Origin of the sequence: Streptomyces sp. NBC_00582, from assembly GCF_036345155.1 — a bacterium.
Taxonomy (GTDB): Bacteria; Actinomycetota; Actinomycetes; order Streptomycetales; family Streptomycetaceae; genus Streptomyces.
The window spans coordinates 9,078,641-9,094,391 of sequence record NZ_CP107772.1; the positions used below are offsets into that span (position 1 = coordinate 9,078,641).

The window sequence follows — 15,751 nt, forward strand, 5'->3', positions numbered from 1 at the left end:
CGACCTAGCGTCCCCCCTCGTGACCACCACCAGCTCCGTCCGTACACCCCCGGGCGTCGAGATCCTCACCGACGAACGCGGTTCGGAGACCACCGAGCCACTGCCGGCCGACGGTCCCCGGATCCCCGCGCACCGGCTCCTGGCCCGCACCGCCGGCGAGTACCTCTTCGTGGGCCTGAGGGGCGGCACGGCCCCACCCGACCCACGGCATCTCGCCCTGCACCTCACCCCGGGCGACATCTGCTTCTACGACACCCGGCACGCCCCCGTCCTGGACTTCCCCGAGCGGTTCCGGGCGACGGTGTTCCTCGTCCCCGGCGAGCTGCTGGGGCTCTCCGGCACGGAGACGGAGCGGATCGTCCGTACACCGGTCGCCCGCGCCTCCCGACTGGGCACACTGCTCTCGCCGTTACTGTCCGACCTCGCCCGCGCGGCGGCCGGGGCCCGCCCCCGGATCGGCGAGATGCTCGCCTGGAACGCGGTGAACCTGCTGTCCACCCTCGCCACCGAACAGCTCGGCGGCCGGACACCGAACCCCGCGGGCAGCGCGCCCTCGCCGGTGCTGACGCGGATCCTGGAGTACGTCGAACTCCATCTCACCGACCCCGACCTGTCACCGGAGGTCATCGCCCGCGCCCACCACGTCTCCGTGCGCTACCTGCACAAACTGTTCAAGGACGAGGGCACCACCGTCGGCCGCTGGATCCTGCGCCGCCGCCTCGACGAGTGCCGGCGCGACCTCATGCGCCACGGCCGCGGCAGCCGCACCATCGCGGCGGTGGCCGCCCGCTGGGGCTTCCTCAGCGCCCCCCACTTCAGCCGGGTCTTCCGGGCCGCCTACGGCATGTCCCCCCGCGAATGGCGCGACACCGTCGGCCGCACCCCGGGCGCCGGACGGTGAGCCGGTCGCACCATGCGCTGTGAGGACATCACCGCTGCGCTCGCGGGCAATTCCCGGCCACCCGACGGACTTAGCGTGCCAGAGCAAGACAACGCACAACGACAACAGCAGGAGATGCCATGTCCGACGTCGTAGAGCCGGTCGTGCCGGTGCTGGAGCCCGAGGCCGCGGCGTTCGCCGAGGCGACCGCGAACCCGCCGTATCTGTTCGACCTGCCTCCGGTCGAGGGTCGTAAGGCGGTGGACGAGGTGCAGTCCGGTGAGGTCGTGATGCCGGTGGTGGAGGAGGAGTGGGTCACGGTCGAGGGGGGTCCGACGGGTGGTGTGCGGGCTCGGATCGTGCGGCCCGCGGGTGTCGGTGGTGTGTTGCCGGTGATCTTCTACATTCATGGTGCGGGGTGGGTGTTCGGGAACGCGCACACGCATGACCGGCTGGTGCGTGAGCTGGCGGTGGGCGCTGGGGCCGCGGTGGTGTTTCCGGAGTACGACCTGTCGCCGGAGGTGCGGTATCCGGTGGCGATCGAGCAGAACTTCGCGGTGGCGCGGTGGGTGGTGGAGGAGGGTGCCTCGAGGGGGCTGGACGGTTCGCGGATCGCGGTGGCGGGTGATTCGGTCGGGGGGAACATGAGCGCGGCGCTGACGTTGATGGCGAAGGAGCGGGGTGGGGTTCGGCTGGTGCAGCAGGTGCTGTTCTATCCGGTGACGGATGCGTCGTTCGAGACGGCGTCGTATCGCCAGTTCGCGGAGGGGTACTTCCTGCGTCGGGACGGGATGCGGTGGTTCTGGGACCAGTACACGACCGATGAGGCCGAGCGGGCCCAGATCACCGCTTCTCCGCTGCGGGCCACTGTCGAGCAGTTGAAGGACCTGCCTCCGGCTCTGATCATCACGGGTGAGGCGGATGTGCTGCGGGACGAGGGTGAGGCGTATGCGAACAAGTTGCGGGAGGCGGGTGTGCCGGTGACCGCGGTCCGGTTCCAGGGGATCATCCACGACTTCGTCATGCTCAACGCCCTGCGCCCGACCCACGCCGCCGATGCGGCCATCACCCTCGCCGTCGGCACCCTGCGCGACGCCCTGCACGTCTGACCTTCAGGAGATCCCCCCATGACCACCACCCCCACCGTCGTCCTCGTCCACGGCGCGTTCGCCGACGCCACCAGTTGGTCCGGCGTCATCACGGAACTCCAGAACCACGGCATCCCCGTGATCGCCCCGCCCAACCCCCTGCGCGGTCTCGCCTCCGACGCGGCCTACGTCGCCTCCGTCGCCGCCCAGATCGACGGCCCCGTGGTCCTCGTCGGCCACTCCTACGGCGGCGCCCTCATCACGGTCGCCGGTGTCACGGAGAACGTCGTCGGTCTCGTCTACGTCGCCGCCTACGCCCTGGAGGAGGGCGAGAGCCTCGGTGAACTCCAGGGCCGTTACCCGCTGTCGCCGCTGGTGAGCAACCTCAAGGAGTGGACGTACCCGACTCCGGGCGGCGAGCCGGCCGTCGAGGTCACCATCGCCCAGGACGCCTTCCCCTCAATCTTCGCCGCCGACGTCCCCGCGGACGTCACCAAGGTCCTCGCCGCGGCGCAACGCCCCCTGGCCGCCGCCGCGTTCGAGGAGAAGGCCGAAGCGGCCGCCTGGCGGACCAAACCCTCCTGGGCGCTGATCGCCGCCGCCGACGAGGCCATCAACCCCGACGTGGAACGGTTCGGCGCGCGGCGGGCCGGGGCCACCGTCGTGGAGCTGGAGGGCGCCTCGCACGCCGTCGCCGTCTCGCGTCCCAAGGAGGTCGCCGACCTGATCCGCGACGCGGTGCGCGCGACCGGCTGACGCCCCCCGAACACCGCGCGGACGGCTCCCCTGTGCACGTCCGCGCGGTCTCCGGCGCCCTGCCAGCTCACCGGCAGCTCATGGACGCCGTACACGATCCCGTCGTTCTTGAACGGGTCGTGCAGACGCATCGTCTCCGGCGGCGGCGCGAACGGACAGGCCGGGTCCCTCGGCATCGGGAAGTCGGGGGCGGACTCGGACGGGTCGTGCGCGAGGATGGGGGTCATGGCACTCCTGGTGGGGGGAACGTCCCCCGTCATGCAACCGCAGTCGCCTGACAACCCGCCGTCAGAAGCCTGACGATGCCCAGTTCGTGACCCGCGTCACGGCCGCCTGCGGCGGTGTCCGCGACGCCGTACGAGATCCTCGGCGGCCTCCGGCCAGTGCGGGTGGTCGAAGGAGAAGCCCGCGGCGAGGAGCCGGCCGGGGACGACACGGCGGCTCTTCAGGAGCAGTTCGGTGTCCGAGCGCAGGGCGAACGCGCCGAGTTCGGCCATCCACCGGGTGGCGGGCAGGCCCACCGGGACGCCCCACGCGGAGCGCAACGTCCGCATGAAGCCGCGTTGCGGCAGGGGAGCGGGGGCGGCCAGATTCACCGGGCCGGTGAGGTCGTCCCGCTCGACGAGGAACTCCACCGCGCGCACGAAGTCCCGGTCGTGGATCCACGACACGTACTGGGCGCCGCCCGCCACCGGTCCGCCCAGACCCAGCCGGGCGAGCCACGACAGCACGTCGAAGACCCCGCCCCGGTCCGGGCTCATCACCATGGCGGAGCGCAACGCCACCTTGCGGGTGTGCGGGGTGTCCGCCCTCTCCAGCTCCCGCTCCCAGGCGGTGGCGATGTCGACGCTGTAACCCCAGTAGTCCGGCACACCGGGTTCGTGGCCGCCGATCACCCCGGTGTCCTCGTCGTGGGCCGCGTCGAAGCGATGGGCGTAGATCGTCGCGGTGCTCATCTGCAGCCACACCTCGGGCGGCCGCGCGGCGGCGGCGATCGCCTCGCCCACGACCCGCGCCGAGTCCACCCGCGAGTCCATCATGGCCTTGAGGTTCTCCGGCGTGTATCGGCAACTCACGCTCCGCCCGGCCAGGTTGATCACGACATCGCTGCCGTCGACCTCCTTCGCCCAGGCCCCCACGGTCCGCCCGTCCCACCGCACCTCACCGGCCCGGGCCGGCTGTCGGCCGAACACGACGACCTCGTGCCCGTCCGCTTCCAGCGCCCGCCGCAGGACCGTCCCGACCTGCCCGGTCCCCCCGGGCAACACGAACTTCACGAGCAGGCTCCCCTCGTCGCAGGAAAGGGAGCCTACCCCTGTTTTGAACGCGTTCAAAACCCTGCGGGGCTACCAGCAGGGCTTGAACGAGCTGATGCGGTCGTTGGCCCCCTCCACGAGGACGTCGGCGGCCGAGCGTGCGGGGACCCACATCAGCATGTCTCCCCTGTAGTCGGCGTCCTGGTAGAAGCAGATGTCCCGGTCGGTCCTGTTGACGATGGAACTCGTCCGGTCGTTCATGTAGTCGCCGACGTTGGGGCGGTACGGATCGGTCTGGCCGATGTAGCGCCCCTCGAAATTGACGTTCTGGAAGATGCACACCATGGCCGCGGGGCAGTCGCTCTGGGCGGCGCTCGCCGCGGGCGCCACGGCCAGGGCGCCGCCGGCCAGGGCGGCCGTCATCGCCGCGGGTACGGCGGCTCGTCGGACGAATCGCTGGAACGTCATGGGTCCGGCCCTTCCTTCGGGATCATTCCTGAAGGAAGGGAATCACCGCTCGATTGCTCAACCGTTGTCCGGACAGCGGGGGTTCAGGCCCGATGGACCTCCAGTGCCGCCCGTACGCCCGACTCCACGGCCCCCTCGATCCACGACGGTTTCACGGAGGTGTGGTCGCCCGCGAAGTGCAGCGGGCCCTCCGGGGTGCGGATCGCGGTGAGGAGTTCGGTGTGCTGCCCGGGCAGGAGGACGGACGCCTCGCCGTACGCGTACGGATCGCGCAGCCAGCTCTGCGTGCGGCCGGCCCCCGTGTAGAAGACCTCGACGCGCTGGCCGTAAACCTGCTGAAGCCCCCGCAGGGCGTGCGGATGGCGGGCGTCGTCGTCGAGGGAGTCCCAGCGGGAGGCGTCGTCGGCCCAGCTGTAGGACGCGAGGACGACACCGCCCGCGCTGCCGGGCACCGGATGCGACGGGTTGATCATGAAGCGGTTGGAGTTGTCGGAGACCGAGCCCCCGCCGACGATGTGCGCCGCCTCCGGCTGGTCCCGGGTCGCCCACCGGTTGGCCGCGTAGTGCGTCCGCTGCCCCTCGCCGATGTGCCCCGGCGGCACGGAGGGATGCGCGCCGAGCAGGCTGCCGTCGGCCGGTGCCTTCCCCGAGCGGTACTCCTCGTACAACCCGGCCCGTACGGCGTCGAGTTCGCGCTTCCAGTCCGCCTCGGTGAACTCCCACCAGCGCCTGCTGAACTCCAGCAGCACCTTGGTCGCGCTGTCGTAGTGCAGCTCCGCGACCGCCCGTCGCTTCCCGTACGACATCAGCGGGGCGACCTGCACCTGCCGCAGCCCCGAGAACGGGACCGTGACGATCGCCAGGTCGGCGGTGAACTCCTCGCGCACCACAGTGCCGTCGCGCCCCTCGGAGACGGTGTCGATCCACACGTGCGGCCCCTCGGCGCTCACGTGCGCGGTGTCGTCGGCGCCGCGGCGGCCCGGTGCCCAGTACTCGATGTGCGTCGCCCGCCGGTCCGGGCGCAGTACGTCCGCGACCTCCTTCAGCAGTGCGTCCGGGAGGGTCGCCGTGCCGCCCACCAGCTCCCAGAACTCGGTGTCCGGGCTGATCAGCGAGGCGCTGATGAAACTGTGGATGAAGGACAGCGGGAGCCGCGAGGTCAGGTTCTCCAGGGTGCCGACGAGATCGACGGTCCGCTCGTCGAGACCGGCCTCCTCGGTCAGGAACCGGTACATCGACCAGTCGCCGTAGGTCCGCACCACCCGCGCCCACCCCCGCACCCGCTCCGGGAGCGGCTTGTCGACCCGCCTGCCGTCGGCGCCCACCGTGCTGAACTCGTCCCGCACCGGATCCAGGGCCTCGCGCAGGATGACCGCCGAGGGCTTGTCCCAGTACCTGCGCGGCACGCCGAACGACCGGTTGACCCGGCGCGGCGACCTCGCGTACGCCGAGCGCCGCACCCGGAGACCGTTGACGTGCAGCCAGGCGTTGTTGACCGGCCGGCCGTCCGCGTCGACGTCCACGAGGTGGAACCGGCGCTTGGCCAGGCCGAGTTGGCCGATGAGCTGCATCACCAGCGGATGGCTTCCGGGGATCCGCATGGCGCCGGCCTCCGCGTACTGCAGCGGATCGGCGAACGCCTGCCGTGCCCGCTCGTGGCCGCCCGTACGGAAGGTCTTGACGCGGCCGCCGACCCGGTTGCCGTTGGCCTCCACGAGCGTGACGTGGTGTCCGGCCCGCTTCAGCAGCCAGGCGGCCACCAGACCGGCGGGCCCGGCGCCGACCACCAGCACCTTCTTCGCGGGCCCGGCCCCCGCCCGCGGCAGGCCGCCGTCGAGGATCTTCCGGTACGACGGCACGAGCGGCCGGTCCTCGGCGTCGACCACCAGCAGGGCGCGGGCGACGGCGAGACAAGTCGCCCAGTCGGCGGTGGACTTGGGCGCAGACCGCGCGGGAAGGGCCTCGGCGGGGGCGGCGGCGGTGAGGGCGGCGGCCCCGGCGGTGGCCGCCGTGAACCTGCGGCGGGAGAGTCCGGGCTGTCCAGAAGTGTGGGAAACGTCCATGGGTCCTGGATAGGCGGCCGTGCGCGGGCCCGTCGGCCACTCCGGGCGATGATCACCTGATCGGCCGGGCGCACCCGCTGTGGGCGCGCAACTACCCACGGGAGCAGGAGGTTTACCCGTCTCACGCCGACTTATCAGGTCAAGCGTCCCGGACTCTTGACTGGGAAAGGCGGCAGCCGCATTCTCGTCCCACTATCTTGCGTCGGTCATGACAACCTCAAGGGCGGTTCAAACGCCCTCGTCGACCGCGCGACCCGCCGACCGAGGGACGTGGGCTGTGACCATGACCGGACGCCCGTACCGCAGACGCCGAGACGTCACCGTCGTCTCGCTGCTCCTTCTCGTACTGGCCTCGATCCTCGGCCCCGCGCAGAGCTCGGCGGCCGGCACCGACTGGTGGACACCGACCTCACGGCCGTCCCCCGACGCCCAGATCAACGTCACCGGTGCGCCCTTCACCGGCACCAACTCCGCCGGGGAGGTGCGCGGTTTCGTCGACGCGCACAACCACCTGTTCTCCAACGAGGCCTTCGGTGGCCGGCTGATCTGCGGCAAGGTGTTCTCCACGTCCGGAGTCGCCGACGCGCTCAAGGACTGTCCCGAGCACTACCCCGATGGCACGCTCGCGCTCTTCGACTACATCACCCACGGCGGGGACGGGAAGCACGACCCGGTCGGCTGGCCGACGTTCGCGGACTGGCCGGCGTACGACTCCATGACCCACCAGGCGAACTACTACGCCTGGGTGGAGCGCGCCTGGCGCGGCGGACAGCGGGTGCTGGTCAACGACCTCGTCACCAACGGCATGATCTGCTCCGTCTACCCCTTCAAGGACCGCAGCTGTGACGAGATGACCTCGATCCGGCTCCAGGCGAAGCTGACGTACGACCTGCAGGCCTACATCGACGCGATGTACGGCGGCACCGGAAAGGGCTGGTTCCGGATCGTCACCGACAGCGCGCAGGCCCGTGAGGTGATCAAGGCGGGGAAGCTGGCCGTGATCCTGGGCGTGGAGACCTCCGAGCCGTTCGGCTGCAAGCAGATCCTCGACATCGCGCAGTGCAGCAAGGCCGACATCGACAAGGGCCTCGACGAGCTGTACTCCCTGGGTGTGCGCAGCATGTTCCTGTGCCACAAGTTCGACAACGCGCTGTGCGGTGTCCGCTTCGACGAGGGCGGCCTCGGCACCGCCATCAACGTCGGGCAGTTCCTGTCCACCGGCACCTTCTGGCAGACCGAGAAGTGCACCACCGCGATGCACGACAACCCCATCGGCACCGCCGCCTCCGACGCCGAGGCCGACCTGCCGGCCGGCACCGACGTCCCGGACTACGACGCGGACGCCCAGTGCAACACCCGCGGGCTCACCAACCTCGGTGAGTACGCCGTGCGCGGCATGATGAAGCGCAAGATGATGCTCGAGATCGACCACATGAGCGTCAAGGCCACCGGCCAGGCCCTCGACATCTTCGAGGCCGCCGGCTACCCGGGCGTCATCTCCTCGCACAGCTGGATGGACCTCAACTGGACCGAGCGGGTCTACTCCCTCGGCGGGTTCGTCGCCCAGTACATGCACGGCTCCACCGACTTCGTCACCGAGGCCAAGAGGACCGAGGCGCTGCGCGACGAGTACGGCGTCGGCTACGGCTACGGCACCGACTTCAACGGCATCGGCGACCACCCCGCCCCGCGCGGCGCCGACGCCGCGAACAAGGTGACGTACCCCTTCAAGAGCGTCGACGGCGGCTCGGTCATCGACAGGCAGACCACCGGCTCACGCACCTTCGACTTCAACACCGACGGCGCCGCCCACGTCGGCATGATCCCCGACTGGATCGAGGACATCCGCAAGGTCGGCGGTCAGGACGTGGTCGACGACCTCTTCCGGGGCGCCGAGACCTACCTCGACACCTGGGGCGCGACCGAACAGCACCAGGCGTCCGTCAACCTCGCCCAGGGGCAGACCGCCACGGCCAGTTCGTCCGAGTCCAACCCGTTCACCAGCTACCAGCCGGGCCGGGCCGTGGACGGCGACGACGGAACCCGCTGGGCCAGCGACTGGAGCGACGACCAGTACTGGCAGGTCGACCTGGGCTCCACCAACCGGGTCTCCCGCGTCACCCTCGACTGGGAGCGCGCCTACGGCACGTCGTACCGGATCGAACTCTCCACCGACGGCACCACCTGGACGACCGTCTGGTCCACCACCTCCGGCGACGGCGGCCTGGACACCGCCAAGTTCACCGGCACACCCGCCCGCTACGTCCGGGTCCACGGCCTGGACCGCGGCACCGACTGGGGATACTCGCTGTACGAGGTGGGCGTCCACAGCGCCTGACGTACGACAACGGGGGACACGCATGGCACGGATGCCGTCCGCACAGCGGCGCCGGCAGTTGACGGAAGCGGCGATCAGAGCGATGGCCCGGGACGGCGTCCCGAAGACGACCACCCGGTCCATCGCGGCCGAGGCCGGCGTGTCCCTCAGCGTCTTCCACTACTGCTTCGACTCCAAGCAGGCCCTCGTCGAGTCCGTCATCACGACGCTCACCGACCACTCGGTGAGCGTCGTGAAGGAGGCGCTCCTGCCCAGGGCCACCCTGGAGGAGACGGTCCGGGCCGGGTTCCAGGCGTACTGGGACCACGTCCGCGCCCATCCCGACGAGCACATGCTGACCTACGAGCTCACCCAGTACGCCCTGCGCGAGCCCGGCTTCGAGCATCTGGCGCGCCGGCAGTACGAGCTCTACGAGGAGGCCTACGCCGCACTCCTCGGGGACCTCTGCCGGAGCATGGACCTCCGGCTCGGCGTGCCCGTGCCCGTCCTGGCCCGCTATCTGGCCGCCATGACCGACGGACTCACCCTCAACTACCTGGTCCTCGGCGACGCGGCCGCCTGGACCGACATCCTCGACACGGTCACCGCCCATATCGCCGGACTGGTGGGCGTCAGCGGGCCTTGACCTCGGCCACCAGCGCCTTGAACTCCGCCCAGCGGACAGGCGGCTGAGCCCGTCCACGCCGGTGCAGATAGCGGGCGGTGGCCCGCTTGGCGCGGCTCAGCACCTTGAAGGCGTCGGTGGGGCGCCCGGTGCCCATCGGCTCCACGACACGGTCCGGGACCAGCAGCCAGGACTCACCCGCGCGCTTCAGCTCACCGCGCACCAAGGCGTTGTGCATGTGGTTGAGCTTCTCGTCGTGCCGGTGCACCAGCAGGGAGGCGGGCCCCGGGGCGGCGGCGCAGTCGGCGGGAACCGTGACGGCGAAGCCGCCGTCCGCCGGGACCGGCCGGGTCCGCGCCAGCACGGGGGCCCCGGAGGCGTCCCGGGCGGCGAGCACCGCGCTGCTGTGACGGGCGAGTTGGGCAGCCCCCGGGAGGCCGCCGGTCGTGGCCGCGACGACCGGCGGGACGAACCGCTCCCGTACGATCACCTCCTGCGGAGTGACCGTGATCAGCAGCCGCAGGTAGTACCACGCCATCGTCCCGCGCAGGGGCGGTGAGACGTACGCGCGGCTGTGCGGCTGCCGTTCGAAGAGCATCCGCCAGTAGTCCTCGGCGCCCCGCGGACCCGTCATGATCTCGTCCGGGCACTCGGCCCGGCCGCCCACGAACACCTGTGGGGCGGAGACGAGACCGCTGCCGGTCGGGTCGGAGAAGAGCAGGGCGACCCGGCCGTCACGGCGGATGTTCAGCGCCTTCTGCGCGAACGCCAGGGACGTGGACAGCAGCAGCGTCCCGTCCGGGCGCCGCAGCACCGCCGTCGGCCAGACCAGCGGGGTGCCGTCCCTGCCGAGGGTGACGAACTCGCAGGTGCGGTAGGCGTCCAGGACGTCGAGCGGGGCGGAGTCGAGTACGGACATGTCCCTACCTCCCTTCCAGCGGGCCGCGCAGCGCACGGCACGCGGCGGCGTACTGGCGTCGGCCGACCGCCCACCACAACAGCCGGCCGATCAGCGGGGCCTTGCCGAGGAAGACCCTCCGCTCCTCGGGCGTCGCCTCCTCCAGCAGCGCGCCGAGGGCGAGGAACAGCTTCTCCTTCGGTATCCGCTCCAGACCGCGCGTGCCGACCAGGTCCCACTCCGCGACGGTCAGCTGCTCGGCGACCAGCGGGAGCACCAACCGCTCCTCGTCGTCGAGGTGTTCGAGCAGGACCGTGCGGTGGGCGTCCAGCGCGAGGGCCAGTTCCTCGCCCGCGATGCGGTCCGCGGCCCGCTCCCAGGCGGGCGCCCATTCGGCCACCGCCGCGAGGGTGCTGTCGATCCGCCGGTGCTGCTCCTCCATCCGGTCGACCACTTCGCCGTCCCGCGCGACCCGCGCGTGCAACAGCGGCCAGACCAGTTCGTCCTCCAGCGCGTGATGGTGGTGCAGACCGTCCACGTACTCGCGCAGATGGCCGGCGACCTGCGCCGCACGCGCCGTCGCGCCGTCGGGGACGGCCCGCACCAGACGGGGGAGAAGGGCCGACTCGCGGCGGAAGACACGGTGGACCACGACCATTTCGTGGGTGTACGGCCGCTCGGCCGAGGGAAGTTCGTCAGTCGTACTGCTGGGGGACACGCTCGGGGCTCCCACACTCGGAAACAGGCAACAACCACCCAGGATCCGCAGGCCGCTTGGCGTCTGCTTGGCGTCCGCTTGGCGCGTTTATCGTCCGTTGACGGGATCGCACGACGGCTCGGGTAGATTCCCGCGGCGTGCTGCGTATTCGAGTCCTGGGTTCGCTGGGTGCCGAGGTCGGGGGCACACCGGTCGGACTGGGCGCGCCCCGGCAGCGGGCCGTGCTCGCGCTGCTGACGGCGGCCCGGGGCAGCGTCGTACCGGTGGAGCGGATGACGGACGCGCTGTGGCGCGGGGAACCGCCCGCGAAGGCGACGGTGTCCCTGCACACCTACGTCTCCCATCTGCGCCGCGCGCTGGAGCCGGGGAGGCCGCCCCGCACCCCGGCGACCGTCCTGGTCACCGCCCCGCCCGGCTACGCCCTGCGGCTGCCGCAGGACGCCGTGGACGCCTGGCGTTTCGAGGCGTCGGTGGGCCGGGCCCGCCGGGCGCCGGCGCAGGAGGCCCGCGGACTGCTCGCCGAGGCCCTCGGGTGGTGGCAGGGGCCCGCCTACGCGGAACACGCGGACGAGAGCTGGGCCGCCGCGGAGGTCGCGCGGCTGACGGAACTGCGCACCGAGGCCCGCGAGCTCGCCGCCGCGGCCGACCTGCGCACCGGCCGCGCCCCCGAGGCGGTTCCGGCGGCCGAGGTCCTCGTCCGGGAGAACCCGCTGCGCGAGGAGGGCTGGCGGCTGCTCGCCCTCGCCCACTGGGCCTGCGGCCGCCAGTCCGACGCCCTCGCCACCCTGCGCCGCGCGACCCGCATCCTCCGCGAGGAACTGGGCTGCGCCCCGGGCCCGGCGCTGACGGAACTGGAACGGGCCGTACTCACGCAGAGGGCGGAGGTCCTGCACGCGACCGTACCCTCGCCGACGACTGCGATGGCCGCGACGGGTGTGACCACTGCCGCCGCTGCGACTGTTGCCCTCCCCCTCGCCCCGGATTCCGGCCTCCCCGTCCCTGCCCCCACCGCCCCCGGTCCCGGCTCCGCGCCCTTCGTCGGCCGTGAAGGTGAGCTGCGGGTCCTCGGGGCCGCCGCACGGGTCGCGCGAGGTGGGGGAGGGGTGGCGCTGGTCAGGGGGGAGGCCGGAGCGGGGAAGTCGGCGTTGCTGGAGCGGTTCGTCGGGGTGCTGCGGGCCGACGGGTGGGTGGTGGTCGTCGGGCGGTGCCCCGAGTACGAGGGCGCGCCGCCTGCCTGGGCCTGGGTGGAGGCGCTCGGCGCCCTCGCCCGGGACCTGCCCCCGGCCCGGCCGGACGAACTCGACGTGCTGCTGCGCGAGCCCGCGCACCGGGCCGCCGCGACCCGCGACGAGGCGACCGCCGGCCGGTTCCGGATGCACCGCGCGTTCGCCGCCTGGCTGCGGGCCGCCGCCACCGCCGCCCCGCTCGCCGTCGTCCTGGAGGACCTGCACCGCGCCGACGGCGAGACCCTCGCCCTGCTCGAGGCGGCGGCCGCCGTCACCGGCGTCCCCCTCCTCACCGTCGCCAGCTACCGCCCGGCCGAGGTGGGCGAACACCTGGTCAAGACTCTCGCACAGCTCGCCCCTGGCGCCCCGCACCGGATCGCGCTGCGCGGGCTGCCCCCGGCGGACGTCGCGACCGTCGTGCACGCCGTCTGCGGGGCGCCCGTGGACGCCACGACCGTCGCCGCCCTCGCGGAGCGCACCGGCGGCAACCCCTTCTACGTCCTGGAGAGCGCCCGGCTGCTCGCCGACGAGGGCGCCCTGGTCGCCGTGTCGGAGGTGCCGCAGGGCGTCCGGGACGTGCTGCGCCGCCGGCTGGCCCTGCTGCCCGAGGGCGCCCGGGCCGCCGTACGGCTGACCGCGGCCGTCGGCCTGGAGGCCGAGGTGGCGCTGCTGGTCGACGCGGCCGACGCCGACGAGGACGCGGTGCTGGAGGGGCTCGACGCCGCCCTGGCCGCCGACCTGCTCACCGAGCCGGGGCCCGGGCGGGTGCGGTTCGTGCACGCCCTCGTCCGCGACACCGTCTACACCGACCTGTCCGGCGTACGGCGGGCCCGGCTGCACGGCCGTATCGCCCGCGTCCTGCGCCGCCACCGCCCCGACGATCTCGCCGCCCTCGCGCACCACTTCGCCCGCTCCGGCAGCCCCGCCGACGCGCCCCTCGCCGTCGACTACGCGCTGCGTGCCGCCGAGGCCGCCGAGCGGCGCTACGCCCACGACATCGCCGTCGATCTGCTCCAGCAGGCGATCGACGTGCACATGGCGACCCCGGTCCACGATCCCCACCTTCGGCTCGACCGCACCGTGGGGCTGCTGGTGCGGCTGCTCGGCGCGCAGATCAGGGCCGGCTCCACGGACGCGGCACGGCGCACGCGGCAGCGGGCCGTCGAGCTGGCCGAACTGGCCGACCGGGGCGACCTGGTCGCCGCGGTCTACGGCGCCTGGACCGAGCCCTCCGGGTGGCGCAGCAGACTGGACGGCCCCTACGACCGCACCTCCCTGGCCCGCCTGGAACGGCTCGCGGACGATCCCGGCCTGGACGACGCGACCCGTGGCCGCGTACTGCACGTCCTCGTCGAGGCGGTGGCCGCCGAGGACCCGCCACGGGCCCTGGACGCGGCCCGCACCCAGCTGCGGCTCGCCCGGGAGGGAGGCGACCCCCGGCTCCTCGCCGCCGCGCTGATGACCTCCGCCCGGCTGCTGCCGAACGAGGTCCAGGGCAGCGCCCGCACCCCGCTCGTCACCGAGCTGCGCGAGCTCGCCCGCGCCCACGACCTGCCCGCCTACCGCTGGATCTGCGAGCACCTCGACGGCATGACCGCTGCCGCCCTCAACGATCCCGAGACCGTCCGCCGCCGCACCGCCGACGGGCTGGCCCTCGCCCGCCGCTACCGCATGCTCTGGGCCCAGGGCCTGGGCGCCGCGTCCTCGGCCATGCTGGCCGCCGTGGCCGGCCGCTTCGACGCCGCCGAGGCCCTGTACGCCGAGGCCGACGGACTGCTCCAACGGGTCGGCGCGCACCACGCCACCGGTCTGCGCACCCTCGGCCTGAGCACCGTCCGGCTCGCCCAGGGCCGTGTCACCGAGGTCGAGCGGATGATCCGGGCGGTGTACGACCAGGCGGGCCCCTCGGTGGGAGTCCTGCTCGCCCTCCTCCTGACCAGGCTCGGCAGAAGCGACGAGGCGAGCGAGGTGCGCTTCCCGGCGGAACCCGTCACCGACCATCTCTACGGCATCGAGCTGGACTACCGCTCCCAGCTCGCCGTCCTCCACGACGACCACGCCACCGCCGCCGCGCTGATCGAGCGGATGCTGCCCTTCCGGGACCAGCTCGCGGGCGCGGCAGGCACCGCGTACGCGAGCCGTCCCGTCGCCCACGCCATCGGCGACCTGCACCGGCTGCTCGGCGAGGACCGGTCCGCCGCCGAGCACTACGCCCTCGCCGCCCGCACCGCCCGCGCCTGGGGCTCACCCCACCTCACCGCCGCCGCCGACCGAGCGGCCGCCGACCTGGAGACCACCCGCGCGTCCCGCCCCACCGTCGTGCCCTAGGTGTATTGACCCGCAGCGTTGTTCACACGGCTGATCGGTGGCTGACCGCCGAGTGCGGTGTGGCAGCGGTGGTGGTTGTAGGTGTGCAGAAAGTCTGCCAGGGCCGCGGTCCGCTCGCCGTTGTTCGTGTAGGGCTTGAGGTAGGCCCACTCGTCGAGCAGGGTGCGGTTGAAGCGTTCGACCTTGCCGTTGGTCTGCGGCCGGTAGGCGCGGGTCAGCTTGCCGGCCGCGCCGAGGTCGGCAAGCGCCTGCTGCCAGGCGAAGCTCTTGCGGTAGGGCCAGGCGTTGTCGGTCAGGACCCGCTCGATGCGGTCGATGCCCGTGGTCTGGAAGAAGGCCGCGGCCCGGCGGAGGAAGTCTGCGCAGGTGGCGGCCTTCTCGTCCGCGTGGATCTCGCTGTAGGCGAGGCGGCTGTGGTCGTCGACGGCGGAGTGGATGTAGTCGAAGCCCATCCCGCTGCGAGTGGCCCGGCCCGCTTGACGGCCCAGGACCTTGTGGCCGCCGCCGTCGGGGATGCGGCCGAGTTTCTTGACGTCGACGTGGATGAGTTCGCCGGGCCGGTCGCGTTCGTAGCGGCGGATGAGCTGTCCGGTGGGCCGGTCCAGGTGCGCAAGCCGGTTGAGGCCGTGGCGGGTGAGGATGCGGTGCACGGTCGAGGGGGGCAGGCCCAGGACCGGGCCGAGGCGGGCGGGGCCCAGTTTGCGGTCCTGGCGCAGCCGGCACACGCGGGCCTCTACCGCTGCCGCCGTGCGGTGGGGTGTCGTCAGCGGACGGCTGGGGCGGTCGTGCAGCCCCAGCTCGCCCTCCGCCCGCCAGCGGCGGATCCACTTGTGGGCCGTGGCCCGCGAGATGCCCATTTCCGCCGCGACATGCGCGACCGGGCGGCCACCGCAGACACGTTCGACGAGCAGCCGCCTGCCGTGAACGGTCAACCGGGCATTACGGTGGGACACGAAGACCTCCGTGCGGTGCAGTCCTAGACAGCTCCACCACACCGGAGGTCTTCGCCATGATCAAGCACCGGCGAGTGTCAACAACGCTTGTGATCAATACACCTAGGGCCGCCCTAGCCGCCGTGGGGGCGGATGGAGGGTGCCGGACCGCACGCCTTGCCTGCTGCCCGTGCCC

At 72.4% G+C, this 15,751-nt stretch carries 12 protein-coding genes; 6 read left to right on the forward strand and 6 right to left on the reverse strand.

The features are described 5' to 3' along the window. The first annotated feature begins 19 nt into the window (after positions 1–19). From OG852_RS41160 to OG852_RS41170, 3 genes are all read left to right on the forward strand, one after another. Positions 20–901: an AraC family transcriptional regulator gene (locus OG852_RS41160; RefSeq protein ID WP_330350539.1), complete on the forward strand. Its 882-nt coding sequence runs from the start codon at positions 20–22 to the stop codon at positions 899–901. A gap of 119 nt (positions 902–1,020) precedes the next feature. Then, on the forward strand, positions 1,021–1,989 hold the full coding sequence (locus OG852_RS41165) for an alpha/beta hydrolase (RefSeq protein WP_330350540.1): 969 nt from the start codon (positions 1,021–1,023) through the stop codon (positions 1,987–1,989). 18 nt (positions 1,990–2,007) lie between these two features. Further along, on the forward strand, positions 2,008–2,724 hold the full coding sequence (locus OG852_RS41170) for an alpha/beta fold hydrolase (RefSeq protein ID WP_330350541.1): 717 nt from the start codon (positions 2,008–2,010) through the stop codon (positions 2,722–2,724). A 323-nt stretch (positions 2,725–3,047) separates the two neighbouring features. On the opposite strand, the gene OG852_RS41175 is transcribed toward OG852_RS41170, so the two are convergent. The 3 genes from OG852_RS41175 to OG852_RS41185 form a co-directional block, all read right to left on the reverse strand. Continuing rightward, positions 3,048–4,001, reverse strand: a complete 954-nt coding sequence (locus tag OG852_RS41175; protein WP_133917499.1) for a TIGR01777 family oxidoreductase — start codon at positions 3,999–4,001, stop codon at positions 3,048–3,050. Between the two features lie 69 nt (positions 4,002–4,070). Further along, entirely contained in the window at positions 4,071–4,448 is a 378-nt protein-coding gene (locus OG852_RS41180; protein ID WP_133917500.1) for a peptidase inhibitor family I36 protein, read from the reverse strand. A gap of 83 nt (positions 4,449–4,531) precedes the next feature. Further along, on the reverse strand, positions 4,532–6,511 hold the full coding sequence (locus OG852_RS41185; RefSeq protein WP_330350542.1) for a flavin monoamine oxidase family protein: 1,980 nt from the start codon (positions 6,509–6,511) through the stop codon (positions 4,532–4,534). 283 nt (positions 6,512–6,794) lie between these two features. Between OG852_RS41185 and OG852_RS41190 the strand changes: the two genes are divergently transcribed. Further along, positions 6,795–8,849 carry a discoidin domain-containing protein gene (locus OG852_RS41190; protein WP_133917502.1) on the forward strand — a complete coding sequence of 685 codons (2,055 nt, stop codon included), beginning with the start codon at positions 6,795–6,797 and terminating at the stop codon, positions 8,847–8,849. Between the two features lie 22 nt (positions 8,850–8,871). Beyond that, complete coding sequence (locus tag OG852_RS41195; protein WP_133917503.1) at positions 8,872–9,474, forward strand: TetR/AcrR family transcriptional regulator; 603 nt, start codon at positions 8,872–8,874, stop codon at positions 9,472–9,474. Here the strand turns inward: OG852_RS41195 and OG852_RS41200 are convergent. Together OG852_RS41200 and OG852_RS41205 are read right to left on the reverse strand one after the other, a co-directional pair. Then, positions 9,461–10,372, reverse strand: a complete 912-nt coding sequence (locus OG852_RS41200) for a pyridoxamine 5'-phosphate oxidase family protein (protein WP_330350543.1) — start codon at positions 10,370–10,372, stop codon at positions 9,461–9,463. The genes OG852_RS41195 and OG852_RS41200 overlap by 14 nt on opposite strands. A 4-nt stretch (positions 10,373–10,376) precedes the next feature. Beyond that, entirely contained in the window at positions 10,377–11,069 is a 693-nt protein-coding gene (locus tag OG852_RS41205; protein WP_330350544.1) for a hemerythrin domain-containing protein, read from the reverse strand. Positions 11,070–11,206: 137 nt separating this feature from the next. Here OG852_RS41205 and OG852_RS41210 point away from each other — a divergent pair, with 137 nt between their 5' ends. After that, complete coding sequence (locus OG852_RS41210; protein WP_330350545.1) at positions 11,207–14,623, forward strand: BTAD domain-containing putative transcriptional regulator; 3,417 nt, start codon at positions 11,207–11,209, stop codon at positions 14,621–14,623. On the opposite strand, the gene OG852_RS41215 is transcribed toward OG852_RS41210, so the two are convergent. Then, positions 14,620–15,576 carry an IS481 family transposase gene (locus tag OG852_RS41215; RefSeq protein ID WP_330347208.1) on the reverse strand — a complete coding sequence of 319 codons (957 nt, stop codon included), beginning with the start codon at positions 15,574–15,576 and terminating at the stop codon, positions 14,620–14,622. The genes OG852_RS41210 and OG852_RS41215 overlap by 4 nt on opposite strands. Between the last annotated feature and the right edge of the window lie 175 nt (positions 15,577–15,751).